The following is a 20,418-nucleotide window of genomic DNA, read 5'->3' as shown; positions in this document are numbered from 1 at the left end:
GTGGCTTTTTTAATTGACTATGCTTAAGATTAACATTCATAATGAAATTAGTCCGTTAAAAGCAGTTGTATTGGGTACAGCTGTTCAGAACGGTCCGACCCCAAAACCTGAAGATTGTTACGACCCTAAATCATTGGAAAATGTTTTAGCAGGGACTTATCCATTAGAGGAAGATATGGTTGAAGAGTTAGAAGGTGTTGCAAAGGTTTTTGAGAAATATGGAGTTAAGGTATTTAGGCCAGAGGTGCTCAAAGATTGTAATCAAATATTTGCGAGAGATATTGCCTTTGTAATTGAGGATAAATTCATTCAATCTAATATATTACCTGATAGAGATAAAGAAATTCATGCCATAGATCATGTGATTGAATTGATTGATTCTGATAATGTTATTGCGTTGCCTGAAGAAGCACATGTAGAGGGTGGAGATGTTATGCCTTGGGGAGAATATATCTTTGTTGGAATTTATTCTGGAAAAGATTATCCAGAGTATATAACTGCTCGTTCAAACATGGATGCAGTCATAGCATTACAGGAATTATTTCCAGATAAAATGGTAAAGTCTTTTGAGCTAATAAAATCGAACACAAATCCTAAGCAGAATGCATTGCATTTAGACTGTTGCTTTCAACCAATAGGAAAGGGAAAAGCTATAATGAATCCTGATGGATTTTTAGTAGAGAGTGAGTATGAGTTTTTAGTAGAATTATTTGGAAAAGACAATATTTTTGAAATAACGAACGAAGAGATGTATCATATGTTCTCAAATGTTTTCTCTATTTCTGAGGATGTGATTATTTCTGAAAAATCTTTTACCCGTTTAAATACTTGGTTAAAAGGGCAAGGATTTACAGTAGAAGAAGTGCAATTTTCTGAAATTTCAAAACAAGGAGGATTGCTTCGCTGTGCAACACTTCCTTTATTTCGAGTATAAGTCATTTTTAAATGATAGACCGAGTGTAACTTGTAAGAATAGCCCCTTTATAGCGTCTTACAAGTTGGGGTTATTTTATAAATTATGGAAGTACTAAAGCAAAAATCAATTCAAGAGTTAATTATAAAAGCGTTGAGACATGCTTTAACATATCAAGAGTATTTAGAAATGATAGAACGATATGTAAACGCAGAAGCTACTTCCGGTAGAGATCAGTCAGAAGGATTGATAAACTACACCAAATTAAACCATCGTAGAATGAAACGTTGGGATAAAACTGTAAAGATTTCTGATGAAGTTAGAAAGGTGTTTAAAAACACAAATCATTCTTTAACGTGGTTGGTTCTAACAGAGAGTTGGTGTGGTGATGCGGCTCATGTAATTCCAATACTCAATAAATTGGCTGAACTCTCAGACAATATAGATTTACGTCTTATTTATAGAGATGAAAATCCTATTTTAATGAGTCACTTTTTATACAATGGTACGCATTCAATTCCTAAGGTAATTATGTTTGATAATAACACTCAAGAAGTAGTTGGAGAGTATGGTCCAAGACCGAACGTTTTAAATCAAATGGTTACCGATTTTAAGAGAGAGCATGGACGTTTATCAGCGGAATTTAAAGAAAATTTGCAGCGTTGGTATAATAAAGACAAAGGTCAAACAATTATAAATGAGTTGACTAGCTTCTTAAAGACCCTCTAATTAGAGCGCAGATTTTTTAAAGATTTAGGATTTTAGTTTCTTTAAGTTATTAATACATTTGTAACTCTTTTAGAACTTCTAAAATCAAAAAACTGCATGCAACAGATTACCGATACTATTTTAATGGTGCGTCCTATTAACTTTAGGATGAATGAGCAGACTGCCGTAAATAATTACTATCAACAAAGTATAGATAATGTTTTGCCAGCAACAATTCAAAAACAGGCAGAAGAAGAGTTTGACACTTTTGTTAAAAAATTAAGAAAAGCAGGTGTTCGAATTGTGGTAGTTCAAGATACCCTGGAACCAAATACACCAGATTCTATTTTTCCAAATAATTGGGTTAGTTTTCATACAGATGGTACAGTTGGAGTGTATCCAATGTTTGCAGAAAATAGAAGGTTAGAACGTCGCGAGGACATATTAGAGCAACTGGAGTCAGAAGGTTTTCTTATTGAAAATGTAGTTGATTATACTTCGGCTGAAGAAGATCAGCTATTTTTAGAAGGAACAGGTAGTATTATTTTAGATCGTGTTAACAATATTGCTTATTGTGCTTTATCTCCTAGAGCCGACGAAGATTTGTTTATTGAGTTTTGTGAAGATTTTGAATATACACCTGTAATATTTACTGCCAATCAAACCGTTAATGGTGAGCGTAAGGCAATCTATCATACCAATGTAATGATGGCCTTGGCTGAAGATTTTGCAGTTATTTGCTTAGATAGTATAGACGATAAAAAAGAGAGAAAAATGGTTCTTAAGCAGTTAAAGGAATCTGGAAAACAAATTGTTGCTATAACAGAAGCACAAGTAGAGCAATTTGCAGGTAACATGCTCGCTGTTAAGAATGCAAAAGGAGAACGAATTACCATAATGTCTGAAGCTGCATATCAGAGTCTAAATGCAAATCAGGTTGGTATAATAGAAAAACATTCTAAAATTCTTTACAGCAAAATTAATACGATAGAAACCTGTGGGGGTGGTAGTGTGAGATGTATGATGGCCGAAGTGTTCTTGCCAAGAGCATAAACAAAAAAAGCTTGCCCTAAAATTAGAACAAGCTTAAAGCTAAAATATATATAACCTTTGTTATGCTTAGTTGATTTGCTTTTTTAAGCAGATAAAATATCGCCGTTACCTTTGGTTGGTAAGTCAGATTTACCCATTAAGTAAATATCAACCTGTCTAGCAGCTTCTCTGCCTTCTGATATTGCCCAAACAATTAAAGATTGTCCACGACGCATATCTCCAGCGGTAAAAATGTTCGGTATATTCGTTTGGTATTTACCGTATGCTGCTTTGTAATTTGATCTAGTATCTTTTTCAATACCCAATTTATCTGCTAAAGTACTTTCTGGTCCTGTAAATCCTAAAGCCAATAATGCTAAATCACAAGGCCAAGTTTTTTCCGTTCCTTCAACTTCTATTAATTGAGGTCTCTTACCTGGCTCTATTTCCCACTCAACTTGAATTGTTTTTAAAGCGATTAATTTACCTTCTTCATCTTTAATAAACTCTTTCGTATTGATTAACCACTCTCGTTCACAACCTTCTTTGTGAGAAGAAGATGTTTTTAACTGAAGTGGCCAATATGGCCAAGGAGTTTTATCACTTCGCATCATTGGTGGTTTAGGCATAATCTCAAAGTTGGTAACAGACTTTGCACCTTGTCTGTTAGAAGTACCAATACAGTCAGATCCCGTATCTCCACCTCCAATAACAATTACATCTTTACCTGTAGCCAATACTTGATTTTTTACTTTTTTACCAAAGACAACTTTAGTTTGTTGCGTTAAGAAATCCATTGCTTGTACTACACCGTCTGCATCAATACCTGGTGTAGGTAAACTTCTTCTTTCTGTTGCTCCACCGCAAAGAACTACAGCGTCAAAAGCTTTCAGATTTTCAACATCGTAATTAACACCTACATTTACATTTACTTCAAAAGAAATTCCTTCGGCTTTTAGAATAGAAACTCTACGGTCTATAATTTCTTTTTCCATTTTAAAGTTTGGAATACCATAACGTAAAAGCCCTCCAATTTCATCATCGCGTTCAAATACAGTAATCGTATGACCTGCACGATTTAATTGTTGTGCAGCGGCCAAACCAGCGGGACCTGAACCAACAACTGCGATTGTTTTACCTGTTCTTGTTTTAGGTAATACAGGCTTAATCCAACCTTCTTTAAATGCGCGTTCTACAATATTTTTCTCAATATTCTCTATAGAAATAGGATCTTCTATAATACCCAATACACATGCTTGCTCACAAGGTGCTGGACATAAACGACCTGTAAATTCTGGAAAGTTGTTTGTAGAATGTAAAATCCAACTAGCACGTTGCCATTCACCTTGATGCACCATGTGATTAAAATCTGGTATTAAATTACCTAATGGGCAGCCACTATGGCAAAATGGAATTCCGCAGTCCATACAACGAGAACCTTGATCCGAAATTTCTTTTTCGCTTAATGGAATAGTAAATTCTTTATAATGCTCTATACGTTCCTTAACTGGTTTGTAGGCTTCATCTTTTCTGTCTATTTCTTTAAATCCTGTTACTTTTCCCATCTTCTTATGCTGTTAATTCTTCTACCATAGGTTCTTCTGTCTCTATGCGTATCAACGCTTTCTTATATTCAATTGGCATCACTTTTACGAATTTCTTCAATGATGATTTCCAATTGTTTAATATCTCTTTACCACGATTACTATTCGTATTTGCTACGTGCTTTGTAATCATGTCTTTTAATTCTTGTTCATCTTGTGCTGAGATTGCTTCAAATTCAATAGTTTCCGTATTACACAGTCCTTTTGTAAATTTATCTTCAGCATCAAAAACATAAGCAATACCACCACTCATACCAGCGGCAAAGTTTCTACCTGTTTTACCGAGTACAACTATACGCCCACCTGTCATATACTCGCAACAGTGATCTCCAACTCCTTCAACCACAGCTGTAGCACCAGAGTTTCTAACGGCAAAGCGCTCTCCGGCAATACCGTTAATATAGGCTTGACCTTCTACTGCTCCGAACAAACAAACATTACCTACAATAATATTTTCTTCAGCATTAAATGTTGATACCTCTGGAATCTTTACAATTAATTTAGCTCCAGATAATCCTTTACCTAAGTAATCGTTTGTGTTGCCATTTACAGTAAATGTTAATCCATGAGCCCCAAATGCACCAAGGCTTTGTCCTGCAGAACCTGTGAAGTCAATATTTAAAGTATCTTCAGGTAATCCTAGATGTCCATATTTTTTAGAAATCTCGTTACTAACAATCGCACCAACAGTTCTATCGGTGTTTTTTATATCGTAACTTAAATTCATCTTTTCTTTTCTAAACAAGGCTCTGTGAGAATCTTTCAATATTTCGAAATCTAACACATTGTCTAGGTTGTGATCTTGTTGCTCTGAGTTTCTTACAGGCATTTTGCTATACCCTTCTGGTCTGTATAAGATAGAAGATAGGTCTAAGCCTTTAGCCTTGTAATGTTTTATGGCTTTATTGGCATTAATCTTATGCGTTTGACCAACCATTTCAGTTAAGGTTCTAAATCCTAACTGTGCCATAATTGCTCTCAATTCTTCTGCTACATAATAGAAGAAATTAATTACGTGCTCTGGTGTGCCTTTAAAGTTTTTACGCAACTCTTTATCTTGAGTAGCAATACCTACCGGACATGTATTTAAATGACATTTACGCATCATGATACAGCCTGAAGCTACAAGTGGAGCAGTGGCAAATCCAAATTCTTCTGCACCTAATAAAGCAGCAATTGCTACATCGCGACCAGTTTTTAACTGTCCGTCACACTCGACAACAATTCTGCTTCTTAAATCATTTAATACAAGCGTTTGTTGGGCTTCAGCTAAACCAAGTTCCCAAGGTAAACCTGCATGCTTCAATGAGGTTAGAGGAGAGGCTCCAGTACCACCATCATATCCAGAAATTAGTACCACATCTGCTTTTGCTTTAGAAACACCTGCTGCAATGGTACCTACACCAACTTCTGATACAAGTTTTACATTTATTCTAGCTTCTCTATTGGCATTCTTTAAGTCGAAAATCAACTGAGCTAAATCTTCAATAGAGTAAATATCATGATGTGGTGGCGGAGAAATTAAACCAACAAATGGCGTTGAATTTCTTGCAGCGGCAATCCATGGCAATACTTTTTCACCCGGTAATTGTCCACCCTCTCCCGGTTTTGCGCCCTGAGCCATTTTAATTTGAATCTCTTTGGCGTTTGTTAGATAATGAGAAGTTACACCAAATCTACCAGATGCTACCTGCTTAATAGCAGAGTTTCTACTATCGCCATTTACATCAGGTTGAAAACGTCTTCTGTCTTCACCACCTTCACCAGAATTGGATTTTCCTCCAATACGGTTCATAGCAATGGCTAAATTTTCATGAGCTTCTCTTGAGATAGATCCATAAGACATAGCACCTGTTTTAAAGCGCTTTACAATATCTGTCCATGGTTCTACTTCTTCAATAGGAATTGGGTCTAAATTATCGAATTCAAACAAGCCACGAATAGTCATTAAGTTTTCTGACTGCTCATTAATTGCTTTTGCATAAATGTCGTAACTACTCTGGTCGCTTAAGCGAACAGCTTGCTGTAATTTAGAAATAGTTGTTGGGTTGAATAAGTGGCGTTCACCATTTCGTCTCCATCGGTAATCTCCACCAACGTTTAAACCTAAACGTTTGTTGATGTATTTATCAGGATACGCATATTTATAGCGTTCTCTAATTTCTTTTTCTATTTCGTACAATCCAATACCTTCAATTCTTGAAGCTGTATATGGGAAATACTTGTCTACGAATTGTGAATTGAAACCAACGATTTCAAAAATTTGAGAACCTCTGTATGAATGTAGGGTTGAAATGCCAATTTTATTCATAACCTTTAATAAGCCTTTGCCAATTGCCTTGTTGAAATTGTCAACTGCTTTTTGCTCATCCATATTTGTAATAAAGCCATCTTTAACTTGTTTTCTGATGATTTCATTTACCATGTAAGGATTTATCGCACTTGCACCATAACCAAATAAAGTTGCAAAATGATGCGGTTCTCTTGGTTCTGCAGATTCTATGATAATATCAAAATAAGAACGCTTGCGCAATCTATTCATTTGATGATTTACATACGAACAAGCCAATAAAGCTGGAATAGGAGCGAGTTCTTTATTTACACCTCTATCAGATAAAATAATAATATTTGTTCCGCGTTCAAGTGCTTTGGTAACTTGAGTAATAATGTCTTCTAAAGCATCTTCTAATCCATTTAAGCCTTTTTCAATTGGATACAACATGCCAATTGTTTCAGCCTTAAAAGTGCCTACTGAAATTGTTCTAATTTTTTCTAAATCGTCGTTAGAAATTACTGGATTTTGAATGCGTAATTTTCTACATTGACGCTCGGTAATACTAAAGATGTTTCGGTCTTTACCTAAAGCCAAACTAATATCGGTTACAATCTCTTCTCTAATTCCATCTAAAGGTGGGTTGGTAACCTGCGCAAATAATTGCTTGAAGTAGTTTGATATAATTTGTGGTCTATCTGATAATACAGCCAAAGGAGTGTCTGTACCCATAGAGCCCAATGCTTCTTTAGCATTTTGAGCCATAGGAGTAATAATCTCCTGCATGTCTTCTAAGGTATAGTTGAATAAACGAAGTCTTGTTTTCATATCGATAGTTTCGATAGGGCAAGCATCGTTAGTATAAGGTACATCTTTTAAATGTAGGCGTGTATTGTCTAACCACTTTTTGTAAGGACGCTCAGATACAATCTTTTCTTTGATTTCTTCATCATTAATAATTCGTCCCTCATTCATGTCTACCAAGAACATTTTACCAGGTTCTAAACGACCGTGTTTTACCACGTTTTCTGGTTTAATATCTAGTACACCTATTTCTGAAGACATCACTACGTTTCCGTTTTTTGTAACGGTGTAACGAGATGGTCTTAATCCGTTTCTGTCTAATAAAGCACCAATATAATCTCCATCTGTAAATGGTACTGAAGCAGGACCATCCCAAGGCTCCATAATACAAGCATTATACTCATAAAATGCTTTTCTTTCTGGAGACATTGTTTTATGTTTTTCCCAAGCTTCAGGAATCATCATCATCATTACCTCTGGCAATGATCTGCCAGTAAGTGTTAGTAATTCTACAACCATATCCATAGAGGCAGAATCAGATTTTCCTGGTAAAATAATTGGGAATAATTTTTCTATTTCATCACCAAAAATGTCACTCTTCATGATTTCTTCACGAACTCGCATTCTACTTACGTTACCTCTTAATGTGTTGATTTCTCCATTTTGGCAAATATGTCTGAATGGTTGCGCAAGCTCCCATGTAGGCATTGTGTTGGTACTAAACCTTTGGTGTACTAAAGCCAATCTAGTAACAAGGTCTGGTTGCTGAAGATCGGTAAAGTAAGGGCCGATATCTTCTGGCATTATGATACCTTTATATATTAAGGTAGTATTTGATAAACTAGGTAAATAGAAATAAGAGCTTTCAGACATTTTAGAATTGGCAATCGCATGCTCCGTAATCTTACGAGCTGCATACAATTTCGCCTTAAATGTTTGTTCGTCTTTTATCTCACCTTTACCTATAAATATTTGCTCTATATTAGGTTCTGAGGCTAAAGCTATTTCACCAAGATGAGAAGAGTCTACTGGAACTTCTCTCCAACCAAGAATAGTTAGACCTTGACTTAAAATTTCTTTCTCAAATAACTCTTTGCAGTATCTATATTGATTGGTGTTCTTAGGTAAGAAAACCATACCTACGGCATATTCTCGTTGTTCAGGTAAATCAAATTTACAAACACGTTGAAAATACTTATGGGGGATATCAATTAATAATCCTGCTCCGTCACCCGTTTTACCATCGGCACTTACACCGCCACGATGTTCTAGTTTTACTAAAATCTCTAAAGCATCATGAATAATCTGATTGGTCTTTTTTCCTTTCAGGTTACAAATAAATCCTGCACCGCAATTTTCATGCTCAAATTCTGGTAAATATAAACCTTGTTTTTGTATCATATAATTATTAATAGGGAAACAAATTTATGTAAATTGATGCTAATATCTTAACAAAACAAGGGTAACTGTTGAAGAAATGCAGTAAATAGAAATTAACCTTAAAAATAATTTAAAATGTAAAATTATTGGTTTTAAGATTGAAGAATATGTAAAAAAAAGAAGCGTCCAAATTGTGAAATTTGGACGCTTGTAGTAAAAAAAGAAAATATAAATAGCTATTAATGCTCGTTCATTCTAAAGTCAGAGTAAGCACTCATTCCGTGCTCATGACCATCTAATCCTTCTAGCTCTTCTTTTTCAGAAACTCTAATACCTACAGTTTTCTTCAAGATGAAGAAAATGATGAATGCAGAAGGAATACAAATTGCAGCATAAGAAGCAATACCAATTAATTGGCTTACAAACTGATCTACACCAGCCAATGCTCCAAATAGACCTACAGCTAAAGTACCCCAGATACCACAAATTAAGTGTACAGCAATAGCACCAACTGGATCATCTAATTTTATTCTGTCAATGAATGCAACAGCAAATACAATTAAAGCACCTGCAATAGCGCCAATAATAATCGCATCTTCTGGACTCATTTGATCAGCACCTGCTGTAATACCAACTAAACCACCTAAAATACCGTTTAAGAACATAGTTAAATCAAGATTCTTGTATTTTAAGAAAGATACTAAAGCGGCAACTACACCACCTGCAGCAGCAGCTAAACAGGTTGTTACTAAAGTTAAAGATGTTAACTCTGGATCTGCAGATAAAACTGAACCTCCATTAAATCCGAACCAACCTAACCATAGGATTAAAACACCTGCAGTCGCTAAAGGAATATTATGACCTGGAATTGCTTGTGGTTTCCCATCTTTGAATTTTCCTATTCTGGCGCCTAGTAACCAAACAGCAACTAACGCAGCCCATCCACCAACAGAGTGAACTAAAGTAGAACCAGCAAAATCATAGAATGGAGTTTCTCTCATATCCAAGAATCCGCCACCCCATTTCCAAGAACCTGCGATTGGGTAAACTAAACCAACATAAATAATAGTAAAAATCATGAAAGGTCCAATTTTAATACGCTCAGCTACAGCTCCAGAAACGATAGTTGCAGCAGTAGCAGCAAACATTCCCTGGAATAAGAAGTCAGTCCACCAAGTGTAACCGCCATCTGCATAATCAGGAGTCATTCCATTTTCAGGTGGAGCAATTCCAAATCCAGCAAATCCAAAGAATCCTGAAGAGTCTTCAGCAAATCCCGGGTACATCATATTGAATCCAACTATGTAGTATAGTAATAAACCAACAGTGATGATAAAGATATTTTTGAAAAGAATATTAATGGTATTCTTTTGTCTTGTTAAACCTATTTCTAAAAATGCAAACCCTGTGTGCATAAAGAAAACAAGTGCTGTACAGATCATCATCCATACGTTATTTGTTGTAAGTAATTCCATAATGAATTGTTATTTAATTGTGTGTTTGGTTTGAAATTATTTTAAGGTTTGACCACCTTTTTCACCTGTTCTAATTCTATAAACTTCGCTGATGTCTGATACAAAGATTTTACCATCACCTACATCTCCTGTAGCTGCACTTTTTAGAATGGCATCAATAGTAATTTCTTCGAAATCGTCGTTCACAACGATAGATAAGTAGCGGCGTTGAATATCACTAGTGCTGTATGCAACACCGCGATATACATGACCTTCTTTTTCATTTCCTAAACCTGTTACATCCCAGTAAGAGAAGAAGTTAACACCTACTTTATGTAAGGCTTCTTTTACTGTTGTAAACTTTGATTTTCTGATAATTGCTTCGACTTTTTTCATGATAAATTGGATTAATTTGTTAGAAAGAATATACTGCAGCAAGTACAAATGAGCTTAAGCTTTTTTGTGACATGCCATCAGCATCCATAAAGTAAGCAGAGTCATCAGAACTTGAGTCAAGTCTTAATTCAGGAATAATAGTTAAGTCTCCAATGTGAACGTTACCTGTTAAAGTTGCAGCGAAAACACTTGAGTCTTCAACGGCAGTTCCAATAGCACCAAATCCGTTAATTTCTTGGAAATACTCAGCTCTTAAACCAATTGTAAAAGTTTCTGAAGTTGTATATTGTGGGTAAATGGCCGCACCGTAAAATCCTAACTCATTCGCATCATCTTCACCATTGTTGAAATATGCAGCGTTAAGACCTAAATAAAAGCTATCAGAAATGTCAAATCCACCTGTGAAGTCTAATTCATAAGCTCCGTGGTCTACTAATAAATTTAAGTATTGGCCTTTGTAACCTAATTGGAAACCAAATGCGTATGTGTCAGTTGGGTTAAACTCTGTTGCATCTGTCGGATTCATAACTGAGAACATAAAAGATAGGTCTTCTGTTACTGCATAATCAGCTTTAATACCTGTGTGGCTAAATGGTCCGTAAGAGAACAAGTAAGAAGTACTGTAGTTAAAATTAGCAGTTGGAGAAATTACCTCATACCCTAAGAATGTGTTGAAGTTACCAAAGGTTAAGGTTAATTTATCACTTACATTCCAGTATGCATATAACTGGTTAACAATGTTACCAGTTGCAGAATACATTGGAGATGCAAAAATAGCGTCTGTTCCTCTTGGTCCATATACTAAATCAGCAACAAATCCTACTTTTTCTCCTTCATAGCTCGCAACTAAATTTGCCATACCTAAAGAGAAGCCTGGTAAGTTAGCAAAAGATGATCCAGGAGCAATTCCTTCTTTGTTGGGTGCATTTAAGTTTGCACGGTAGTAAGCATCGATACTTCCAGATAGAGAGAATTTGCTTTTTTCTTCGGTTTCTTCTTGTGCATTTACGAATAATGTAAGTAATGATAAGAATAGTAGTGTTAAATTTTTCTTCATAATTGATAAATAATTTGGTTATTAAACGCCCCAAAAATATTTATAAATAAATGTGAATTCCTAATTTACACCTCTCTGAACCCTTTGATTTTGTTGGATTTTAGAACTAATGCCTCAAAAAAAAACCCGTTAAAATTTGAATATGATAATTTGAGCAAGTCTACTTCGTTAGTAAAAAATGGACTTACTAATTTTTGCGAAAAATTTTATGAATATGATAAAAATGATATTTTGATGAAAAAAATTCAACGAAAACTTTCGAAACGAATATTAAATTTATCAAAAAATAGAAATCATTGAAAATAATTCAAATAATTAAAATTCTTATTAAAGATAATTCACTATAGCTTTATGATAAAATACTTCTAGAAATTACAACTTTCTGAATTTCAGAGGTTCCCTCATATATTTGTGTGATTTTTGCATCGCGCATTAGTCGTTCTACATGATATTCTTTCACAAATCCATATCCACCATGTACTTGAACAGCTTCTACCGTAATACGCATCGCTTTTTCTGCTGCATATAATTTAGCCATCGCGCTGGCTTCAGTGTAGTCCTCTCCTTGGTCCTTTATCCATGCAGCTTTAATGCAGAGTAATCTAGCCAATTCTATTTCTGTAGCCATATCGGCAAGTTTAAATGCTATTGCCTGATGCTTGCTAATCTCTTTACCGAATGCTTTACGTTCTTTAGAATATTGTAAAGCTAATTCATAGGCTCCAGCCGCAATACCCAATGCTTGTGAGGCAATACCTATTCTGCCTCCTGCTAACGTTTTCATAGCGAATTTAAAACCAAAACCATCTTCTCCTATTCTGTTTTCTTTTGGTATTTTAACATCGGTGAACATTAAAGAGTGGGTGTCAGATCCTCTAATACCAAGTTTATTTTCTTTAGGGCCTACAACAAAACCATCCATACCTTTTTCAACTATAAAAGCATTTATTCCTCTATGACCTTTTTCTGGGTAGGTTTGTGCGATAACCAAATATACAGATGCTGTGCCTCCATTAGTAATCCAGTTTTTTGTGCCATTTAAAAGGTAATAATCTCCTTTATCTATTGCAGTTGTTTTTTGTGAAGTAGCATCACTACCTGCTTCGGGTTCGCTCAAGCAAAACGCACCGATAATCTCTCCAGTAGCTAATTTAGTTAAGTATTTCTGCTTCTGTTCTTCGGTGCCAAATTGTTCAAGACCCCAACAAACTAGAGAGTTGTTTACAGACATGATTACAGAAGCTGAAGCATCTATTTTTGAAATTTCTTCCATAGCTAAAACATACGAAACGGTATCTAAACCACTCCCGCCATATTTAGGATCTACCATCATACCCATAAAACCAAGATCCCCCATTTTTTTTATTTGTTCATGTGGAAACTCTTGCTTTTCATCTCTTTCAATAACACCTGGTAGTAATTCAGTTTGTGCAAAATCTCTAGCTGCATCGCGTATCATAAGTTGCTCTTCGGTCAACGTAAAATCCATAGTCTGTAAAAAATTAGGTCAGATTAACAATAATTCACAAAGATAGTATAAAAAATAGAGAGATAATTACGAATATAATAATATTATTTCTGCTAAAATCGTTTGTATATTTACCTTATGAGTGAACAAATTTATAAAGTCATTGGTTTAATGAGTGGTACTTCTTTGGATGGAGTTGATTTGGTGTATGTTACGTTAGAGGTTAATGGTTGCACAAATTTTAAAATTCATAAAGCAGCAACTATTCCGTATTCAATTAAATGGATGGAAACTCTAAAGACTGCTTTCGGAAAAACTTTAGATCAACTGGGGCAATTGAATGAGGATTATGGAAAATATTTAGCCAGTGTTATTAATGATTTTATCATTACTAATAATATTGACGAGGTTGATTTTATAGCTTCGCATGGACATACTATTTTTCATCAACCAGAGAAAGGGATCACTGTTCAAATTGGGGGGGGACAGATGATTGCAAATGAAACAGGTATCAAAACGATATATGATTTTAGAACTCAGGATGTTAAATTGGGTGGGCAAGGAGCTCCATTGGTACCTATTGGAGATGTATTGTTATTTTCTGATTTTTACTACTGTTTGAATTTAGGTGGTTTTGCGAACATTTCATATGATTTTAATGGAGAGCGTATTGCATATGATATTTGCCCTGTGAATATTGTAATGAATCCAATTGCTAATACTTTAGGAATGCCTTATGATGCGTTTGGCAAAGTTGCAAGAAGTGGTGAAATCATTCCTGAATTACTTGATGAACTTAATGCTTTATCATTCTATAAAGAACCTGCTCCAAAATCTTTGGGCTACGAGTTTGTAGTAACTCATATTAATCCTTTAATAGAGCCGTATTTAGAGAATGTGGCAGGCGTTTTAAGAACCTTTGTAGAGCATTGCGCTATGCAAATTGGGGCTCAAGCAAAATCTAAAGGAAACCTATTGGTAACTGGTGGAGGTGCATTCAATACCTTTTTAATGGAAAGAATGAAAGTGTATTGTGCAGCACAAATTGTAATACCGTCTGACGATTTGGTAAATTATAAAGAGGCGCTCATCTTTGCTTTATTAGGGGTGCTTAAGCTAAACGATAAAGTAAATTGTTTAAAAAGTGTATCTGGTGCAAGTAAAGATCATAGTAGTGGTGTAATTGCTTTACCAGAAATGGTTTAACTAATTAAAATGGCATAGTAGTAAAATCTAATTGGCTTTTTTAGAAATTAAAGACTAATTTTGAGAGCTCTTTGAGTAAAATTGCATTAAAAAAAAGAAGTAGCTTCTAAAACTTCATTAAATTTACAAAGAGAAAATAATTTAATTTTTATGTATAAGTATTTCTTAGGACAGAGTCCAGCTTGGTTTAAAAAGGTAATGATAACGTTTTTAATCATAAATATTCCGCTGTATTATTTGAGTCCAACTATAGCTGCATGGTTATTTATTGGAGAGTTTATTTTCACCTTGGCTATGGCTTTAAAATGTTATCCGCTTCAGTCAGGTGGATTGTTGGCTATAGAAATTTTGGCCCTCGGTTTAACAACACCTTATAAAGCAATGCATGAAATAGAATCTAATTTAGAGGTAATTCTATTATTAGTCTTTATGGTTGCAGGTATCTATTTTATGAAGCCTTTACTGATGTATATCTTTAGTAAGGTCTTTACCAAAATTAGATCAAAACTTTTACTGTCTATGCTGTTTGTTTTTCTATCAGCAGTATTATCGGCATTCTTAGATGCTTTAACGGTAACGGCAGTTTTGATTAGTGTTGCTGTTGGATTCTACGGAGTCTATCATAAAATTCACTCTAGTTCTAGTGATTATGATAAAGACGGTGTTCTAGATAGTAAAGATTTAAGTGGAGAAACATTAGAGCAATTCCGTTCTTTTTTAAGAAGTTTAATTATGCATGGTGCTGTAGGTACAGCATTAGGGGGTGTTTGTACTCTTATTGGAGAACCTCAAAACTTATTGATAGGTGATAAAATGGGATGGGATTTTGTTCAGTTCTTCTTGATGATGGCGCCTATTACGATTCCTGTTTTAATTGGAGGTTTAATAACTACAGTGGTTTTGGAGTTAACAGGATGGTTTGGTTTTGGAGCTAAATTGCCAGATGTAGCTAGAAAAATTATAGAAGGCTATACAGAGGAGCAAGACAAGGAGCGTTCTGATAAAGAAAAATTTGGATTAAAAGTACAAGGAGTTGCTGCAATTTTATTGATTATTGCATTAGCTACGCATGCTGCACCTGTTGGTATGATAGGTTTAGCACTTATTATTTTCCAAACAGCATTTATGGGTATTACAGATGAGCATGCCTTGGGTCATGCTTTTGAAGAGGCTTTACCATTTACAGGACTTTTAGTAGTGTTCTTTGTTGTAGTAGCTATGATACATGATCAGCATTTATTTAGTCCTATAATTGCTTGGGCTCTAGAATTGCCGATAGAAGAGCAGCCTGCGATGTTTTATGTAGCAAACGGTGTATTATCTGCAATTAGTGATAATGTGTTTGTAGCGACAGTATATATAGGAGAGGTTCAAGCGGCTTTTGAAGCTGGTACCATTTCTAGAGAACATTTTGAAACTTTAGCTATTGCGATTAATACAGGTACTAACTTACCAAGTGTTGCTACACCAAATGGTCAAGCTGCATTTTTATTTTTACTAACGTCATCTTTAGCGCCGTTAATTAATTTGTCTTACTTTAAAATGGTTAAAATGGCATTTCCTTACACTATTGTTTTAGGAGGGTTAGGATTGTTGTTTGTGAAATTAATGTTGTAAAAAACTTGAAAAACAATACTATAAAGCCGTTAATTATGAAAGTAGTTAGCGGCTTTTTTATTTGCGATAAACAATTTTAAAATTGTAATTTCGTTACAACAATAAACTCGTGTAACCTAACCAAAAATTCCAAAGACAAAATGCAGAACGAAACACAAGAAATTCTAGAAGAAACATTATCAGAAGAAAAAACATTGTCCATTTATAATTTGATTATGGATGGCGGTATCGGAGGACAAGTGGTTATTGTCATCTTGTTTATTCTATTAATCGTTGCTCTGTACATTTATTTTGAACGTATTTTCGCGATTAACGCAGTTTCAAAAACAGATGCTAACTTTATGAATCAGATAAAGGATCAGGTTGTAAATGGTAAGTTAGATGCGGCAAAGGTATTGTGCTCGCAAACTAATTCGCCAGAAGCTAGATTGATTGAAAAAGGAATCTCAAGAATTGGGAAACCTCTAGAAGATATTAATACGGCTATAGAAAGCGCAGGTACTCTAGAAGTATACAAACTAGAGAAAAATGTAAGTGTTCTTGCAACTGTTGCTGGTGCTGCACCAATGATTGGCTTCTTAGGTACAGTAATAGGTATGATATTAGCTTTTCATGAAATGGCATCCGCAGGAGGTCAAGCCGAAATGGGCTCTTTAGCTTCGGGTATTTATACAGCCATGACCACTACTGTTGCTGGTCTTGTGGTGGGTATTGTGGCGTATATTGCTTACAACTACTTAGTTGTTAAAACCAATAAGGTAGTGCATCAAATGGAAGCCAAAGCTGTAGAGTTTTTAGATTTATTAAACGAACCGGTTTAATAAGGGGGTTATGAAATTTAAAGGAAGAAATAAAGTAAGTCCAGAGTTTAGTATGAGCTCAATGACTGATATTGTGTTTTTGCTATTAGTATTCTTTATGCTAACTGCAAACTCGCCAAATGCTTTAGATTTAATTTTACCAAAGGCTAAAGGTAAATCTACCAATACCCAAAATGTTTCTGTAAGTATTAAAAAGAATAATACCTTCTATATTAACAGTCAAAAAGTGAATGAGTCTAATATAGAAGAAGAGCTAAGAACTGTTATGGTAGGTAAAGAAAATCCAACCATTCTTTTAAGAGCAGAAGAAGGTGTGCCAATTGAAGAAGCAGTAATGGTTATGGATATCGCGAATAGAAATCGGTTTAAAGTAATCTTAGCAGTTCGTCCTAAATAGTATGAAAATATTTGATACTGTACATAAAAGAAAATCTGCCGCAATTACAACTGTAATTGCTATTCTTATTTTGATTCTAATTTTCTTTATTGGTTTAAAATATATGGATCCTCCAATAGAGTCTGGTATTGCGGTTAATTTTGGAACGTCTACAGTTGGTAGTGGTAATGTGCAACCTACGCAAAAAGTACGTACAGAGCCTATACCAGAACCACCAAAAGAAGAAGAGATTGCTCCAGTAGAAGAAGAGCCTGTAGCTTCTGAACCAGAATCAGCACCAGCAGAAGAGATTTTGACAAATGATACTGAAGAGTCTATAAAAATAGATAAGGCAGAAGAAGAGCGAAAAGCAAAAGAGAAAGCAGAAAACGAAGCTAAAGCAGAAGCAGAACGAATTGCAAAAGAAAAAGCTGAAGCTAAAAGAAAAGCCAAAGAAGAAGCTGATAGAATCAAAAAAGAAGAAGCTGAAAAGCGCGCTAATTTAGACGCTATGATGGGTGGACTCAATAAAAGCGATGGAACATCTGGTGGAGAAGGAGACGATACTATTGGTGGAGATAAAGGTAAAGAATCTGGCGATCCAAATGCAAAAGGCTATTACGGTAATGGTGGAAATGGTCCTGGAGGAAATTATCTATTAGGAAATAGAAAGCCATTAGAGACACCTGATCCTGATTATGAATGTGAAGAAGAGGGAGTTGTGATTGTCAGTATTCAAGTAGATAGAAAAGGTAAAGTTATTAAAGCAACACCAGGTGTAAAAGGGACGACTAACACAGCAGATTGTTTGCTAAGTAAAGCAAAGGAAGCTGCATTAAAAACAACTTGGCAACCAGACCCTAAAGCAGGTGAAAAACAATTAGGTATAATTAAATACCGATTCTCATTGAGAAACCAATGACGTATCAAGAGACTTTAGATTGGATGTTTTCTCAACTTCCAATGTACCAAAATCAAGGTAAAACTGCATTTAAAAAAGATTTGGATAATACCATTGCCTTAGCAGAGCATCTTGGTAATCCGCATAATTCTTACCCTACAATTCACGTGGCGGGTACCAATGGTAAAGGTTCAACAAGTCATATGATTGCTAGTGTGTTGCAAGAAGCTGGGTTAAAGGTAGGGTTGTATACTTCGCCGCATTTAAAAGATTTTAGAGAGCGTATTAAAATTAATGGTCAGCCAATTTCTGAAGTAGAAGTTGTAGATTTTATTGAGTATAATCATGACTTTTTTGAGAATCATAAACTTTCGTTTTTTGAAATGACAGTTGGTTTGGCGTTTGAGAGTTTTAAGAAGTATCAAGTAGATATTGCAGTAATTGAAGTTGGATTGGGTGGTCGTTTAGATTCTACCAATATTATTACGCCTTTAGTTTCTGTAATTACAAATATCGGATTAGATCATGTGCAGATGTTAGGAGATACCCTGCCCTTAATTGCTGCAGAGAAGGCAGGAATAATTAAACCTAAAATTCCTGTGGTTGTTGGCGAGTTTCAAGAAGAGATTCATTATGTTTTTTACAATAAGGCTTTAGAAAACAGAAGTAGCTTGTTTTTAGCAGAACTAAATATAAAAGAGGATTATTCAACTGATTTGCTCGGATCTTACCAGTTAAAAAATTGTAAAACTGCGGTTCAGGTTTTAACTGTTTTAAAAGATAAATACCCTGAATTAACAGAAGAGGTAGTTCGAAAAGGGCTTCAAAATATAGTTCATAATACAGGTTTGTTAGGTAGATGGCAAGTATTGAATGAAGAGCCTTTAACTGTTTGTGATACTGCTCATAATAAAGAGGGGTTGTCTTTTGTGTTGGAACAAGTCAAAAATCAATCTTATCAAAAATTGCACATTGTTTTGGGTGTAGTTAATGATAAGTCTTTAGAAGATATTTTACCGATGTTTCCTGAAGATGCTACATATTATTTTTGCAAACCAAATATTCCGAGAGGCTTAGATGTAACAGAGTTGAAAGATGTCGCTCAGCAATATGGTTTGAATGGAAAAGATTTTAATAGTGTTGATGATGCGTTTAAAGAGGCTAAATCTGTAGCTACTAAAACTGATATGATTTACGTTGGTGGGAGTACTTTTGTAGTAGCTGAGGTGGTTTAATATTTTAGTATATTTGTGTATACTAAAAGATTTGCTATGAAAATATTCCAAGTTTTTACATTTGTTTTATTGTTATGTGTTCCTTCTTTGCTTATCGCGCAAGAGGCTGAGGATGGATTTGTACCTGCCTATATTTTGGTGCATAGAGTGCATTTGGCAAATCAAGGAGATATAGATTTTGAAGATTGGAAGGCAACTGAGATCGAATTTTACAATAAGGTCACAGCCAAGAATGATTTGATTTTACATGCAGGAGTTTATGTACATTATTTAACTCCGAATAGTTCAGAATTACTTTTCTTATCTGTGTATGACTCATTTGCAGATTTTGAAAATGCGCTTCAAATTAATGAAGAATTAATTCAGGAAGGGTGGGAGTCAGAAGATGAGAGGAATGCTTTTTTTGAAAAACAGCAAACCTTTTACAGCGGTTTTTATAGTGACGAAATGTATAGTACATTACCCTATTATAAAGATGTGTTAGAGGATAGTAAGGAACCAATGATAATTCATTTAAGAAAGCATGCTATTGGAGAGGGAGGTAGTGGTTATGATGCTTATTTTAACCATGTGATTATGAAAAATAAATATGTAAAAGGTTTTTATACAATGAAGCATTTATTAGGAGGTAATAATTATGACGCCTATGAGGTTTCTATTCTTAAGGATTTATCAGATTTAGAGAAATCTTTTAAGGAGGAGAAGAAATTACTTGAGAAGCTGTATCCTGATGAGCAAGAACGTAAAGACTTTTTGAGAGAATATGTTAAAATATTTAGCAAGCATGGAGATTTTGTCTATAAAAATGTTCCTGAATTAGCGAAGTAATTTGCTGGTTATAAAGCGCTTTATTTTTGACCTAAAAAAAAGTTTATTTTTATGCAAAAAAAACTTTGTAGGTTTTAAAATCTCTCTTATATTTGCATCCGCTTAGGGCGATTAGCTCAGTTGGTTCAGAGCACCTCGTTTACACCGAGGGGGTCGGGGGTTCGAATCCCTCATCGCCCACTAAAAAAAATCCTGCTAGAAATAGCAGGATTTTTTTTTGCATAAATATTTACTGCGGACTAACCAAGGTTAAAAATGGATTAAAGCATTTGTAAAAAACATCATTTTTTTGATGTTTAAATAACAATGTTTTAGTGTTTTTAAATTAATTTTGTTAGTCTGTTAA

Annotated in this window: 16 protein-coding genes and 1 tRNA gene; 11 read left to right on the top strand and 6 right to left on the bottom strand. The window is 34.8% G+C overall.

What is annotated here, in order from left to right; translation table 11 throughout:
* The first annotated feature begins 19 nt into the window (after positions 1-19).
* The 3 genes from ACYQ5R_RS01375 (at position 20) to ctlX (ending at position 2,674) form a co-directional block, all read left to right on the top strand.
* On the top strand, positions 20-934 hold the full coding sequence (locus ACYQ5R_RS01375) for a dimethylarginine dimethylaminohydrolase family protein (protein ID WP_460189111.1): 915 nt from the start codon (positions 20-22) through the stop codon (positions 932-934).
* 84 nt (positions 935-1,018) lie between these two features.
* Positions 1,019-1,642, top strand: a complete 624-nt coding sequence (locus tag ACYQ5R_RS01370; protein WP_460189110.1) for a thioredoxin family protein — start codon at positions 1,019-1,021, stop codon at positions 1,640-1,642.
* 96 nt (positions 1,643-1,738) lie between these two features.
* Complete coding sequence (gene ctlX, locus ACYQ5R_RS01365) at positions 1,739-2,674, top strand: citrulline utilization hydrolase CtlX (RefSeq protein WP_460189109.1); 936 nt, start codon at positions 1,739-1,741, stop codon at positions 2,672-2,674.
* A gap of 83 nt (positions 2,675-2,757) precedes the next feature.
* Here ctlX and ACYQ5R_RS01360 read toward each other — a convergent pair whose 3' ends face one another.
* From ACYQ5R_RS01360 to ACYQ5R_RS01335, 6 genes are all read right to left on the bottom strand, one after another.
* Positions 2,758-4,218: a glutamate synthase subunit beta gene (locus ACYQ5R_RS01360; protein ID WP_460189108.1), complete on the bottom strand. Its 1,461-nt coding sequence runs from the start codon at positions 4,216-4,218 to the stop codon at positions 2,758-2,760.
* A gap of 4 nt (positions 4,219-4,222) precedes the next feature.
* Positions 4,223-8,734, bottom strand: coding sequence for a glutamate synthase large subunit (gene gltB, locus ACYQ5R_RS01355; protein WP_460189107.1), 4,512 nt, complete (start codon positions 8,732-8,734; stop codon positions 4,223-4,225).
* Between the two features lie 218 nt (positions 8,735-8,952).
* Positions 8,953-10,188 carry an ammonium transporter gene (locus ACYQ5R_RS01350; RefSeq protein WP_460189106.1) on the bottom strand — a complete coding sequence of 412 codons (1,236 nt, stop codon included), beginning with the start codon at positions 10,186-10,188 and terminating at the stop codon, positions 8,953-8,955.
* Positions 10,189-10,224: 36 nt separating this feature from the next.
* Positions 10,225-10,563, bottom strand: a complete 339-nt coding sequence (locus ACYQ5R_RS01345) for a P-II family nitrogen regulator (RefSeq protein ID WP_460189105.1) — start codon at positions 10,561-10,563, stop codon at positions 10,225-10,227.
* Positions 10,564-10,582: 19 nt separating this feature from the next.
* Positions 10,583-11,620 carry an outer membrane beta-barrel protein gene (locus ACYQ5R_RS01340; protein ID WP_460189104.1) on the bottom strand — a complete coding sequence of 346 codons (1,038 nt, stop codon included), beginning with the start codon at positions 11,618-11,620 and terminating at the stop codon, positions 10,583-10,585.
* 349 nt (positions 11,621-11,969) lie between these two features.
* Entirely contained in the window at positions 11,970-13,109 is a 1,140-nt protein-coding gene (locus ACYQ5R_RS01335) for an acyl-CoA dehydrogenase (protein WP_460189103.1), read from the bottom strand.
* A 117-nt stretch (positions 13,110-13,226) separates the two neighbouring features.
* Between ACYQ5R_RS01335 and ACYQ5R_RS01330 the strand changes: the two genes are divergently transcribed.
* The 8 genes from ACYQ5R_RS01330 to ACYQ5R_RS01295 all read left to right on the top strand — a co-directional run bounded on the left by ACYQ5R_RS01330 (position 13,227) and on the right by ACYQ5R_RS01295 (position 20,252).
* Positions 13,227-14,294: an anhydro-N-acetylmuramic acid kinase gene (locus ACYQ5R_RS01330; protein ID WP_460189102.1), complete on the top strand. Its 1,068-nt coding sequence runs from the start codon at positions 13,227-13,229 to the stop codon at positions 14,292-14,294.
* A gap of 150 nt (positions 14,295-14,444) precedes the next feature.
* Complete coding sequence (nhaB, locus tag ACYQ5R_RS01325; protein ID WP_460189101.1) at positions 14,445-15,911, top strand: sodium/proton antiporter NhaB; 1,467 nt, start codon at positions 14,445-14,447, stop codon at positions 15,909-15,911.
* 140 nt (positions 15,912-16,051) lie between these two features.
* Positions 16,052-16,732, top strand: coding sequence for a MotA/TolQ/ExbB proton channel family protein (locus tag ACYQ5R_RS01320; protein ID WP_460189100.1), 681 nt, complete (start codon positions 16,052-16,054; stop codon positions 16,730-16,732).
* A 10-nt stretch (positions 16,733-16,742) separates the two neighbouring features.
* The gene (locus ACYQ5R_RS01315; protein ID WP_460189099.1) at positions 16,743-17,129 is read left to right on the top strand and encodes an ExbD/TolR family protein; all 387 of its coding nucleotides are present in this window, start codon (positions 16,743-16,745) and stop codon (positions 17,127-17,129) included.
* 1 nt (position 17,130) lies between these two features.
* Positions 17,131-18,030 (top strand): energy transducer TonB, encoded by a 900-nt coding sequence (locus tag ACYQ5R_RS01310; RefSeq protein ID WP_460189098.1) that lies wholly within the window; start codon positions 17,131-17,133, stop codon positions 18,028-18,030.
* The gene (locus tag ACYQ5R_RS01305) at positions 18,027-19,244 is read left to right on the top strand and encodes a bifunctional folylpolyglutamate synthase/dihydrofolate synthase (protein WP_460189097.1); all 1,218 of its coding nucleotides are present in this window, start codon (positions 18,027-18,029) and stop codon (positions 19,242-19,244) included. The genes ACYQ5R_RS01310 and ACYQ5R_RS01305 overlap by 4 nt, the downstream gene beginning before the upstream one ends.
* A gap of 36 nt (positions 19,245-19,280) precedes the next feature.
* Positions 19,281-20,072, top strand: a complete 792-nt coding sequence (locus ACYQ5R_RS01300; protein WP_460189096.1) for a hypothetical protein — start codon at positions 19,281-19,283, stop codon at positions 20,070-20,072.
* Positions 20,073-20,177: 105 nt separating this feature from the next.
* Positions 20,178-20,252 (top strand) — tRNA-Val (locus tag ACYQ5R_RS01295).
* Positions 20,253-20,418: the final 166 nt, after the last annotated feature.

This window comes from Urechidicola sp. KH5 (genome assembly GCF_054661455.1).
Note: the sequence above shows the minus strand (reverse complement) of the source record. Positions and strands in the feature narration are given on the sequence as shown.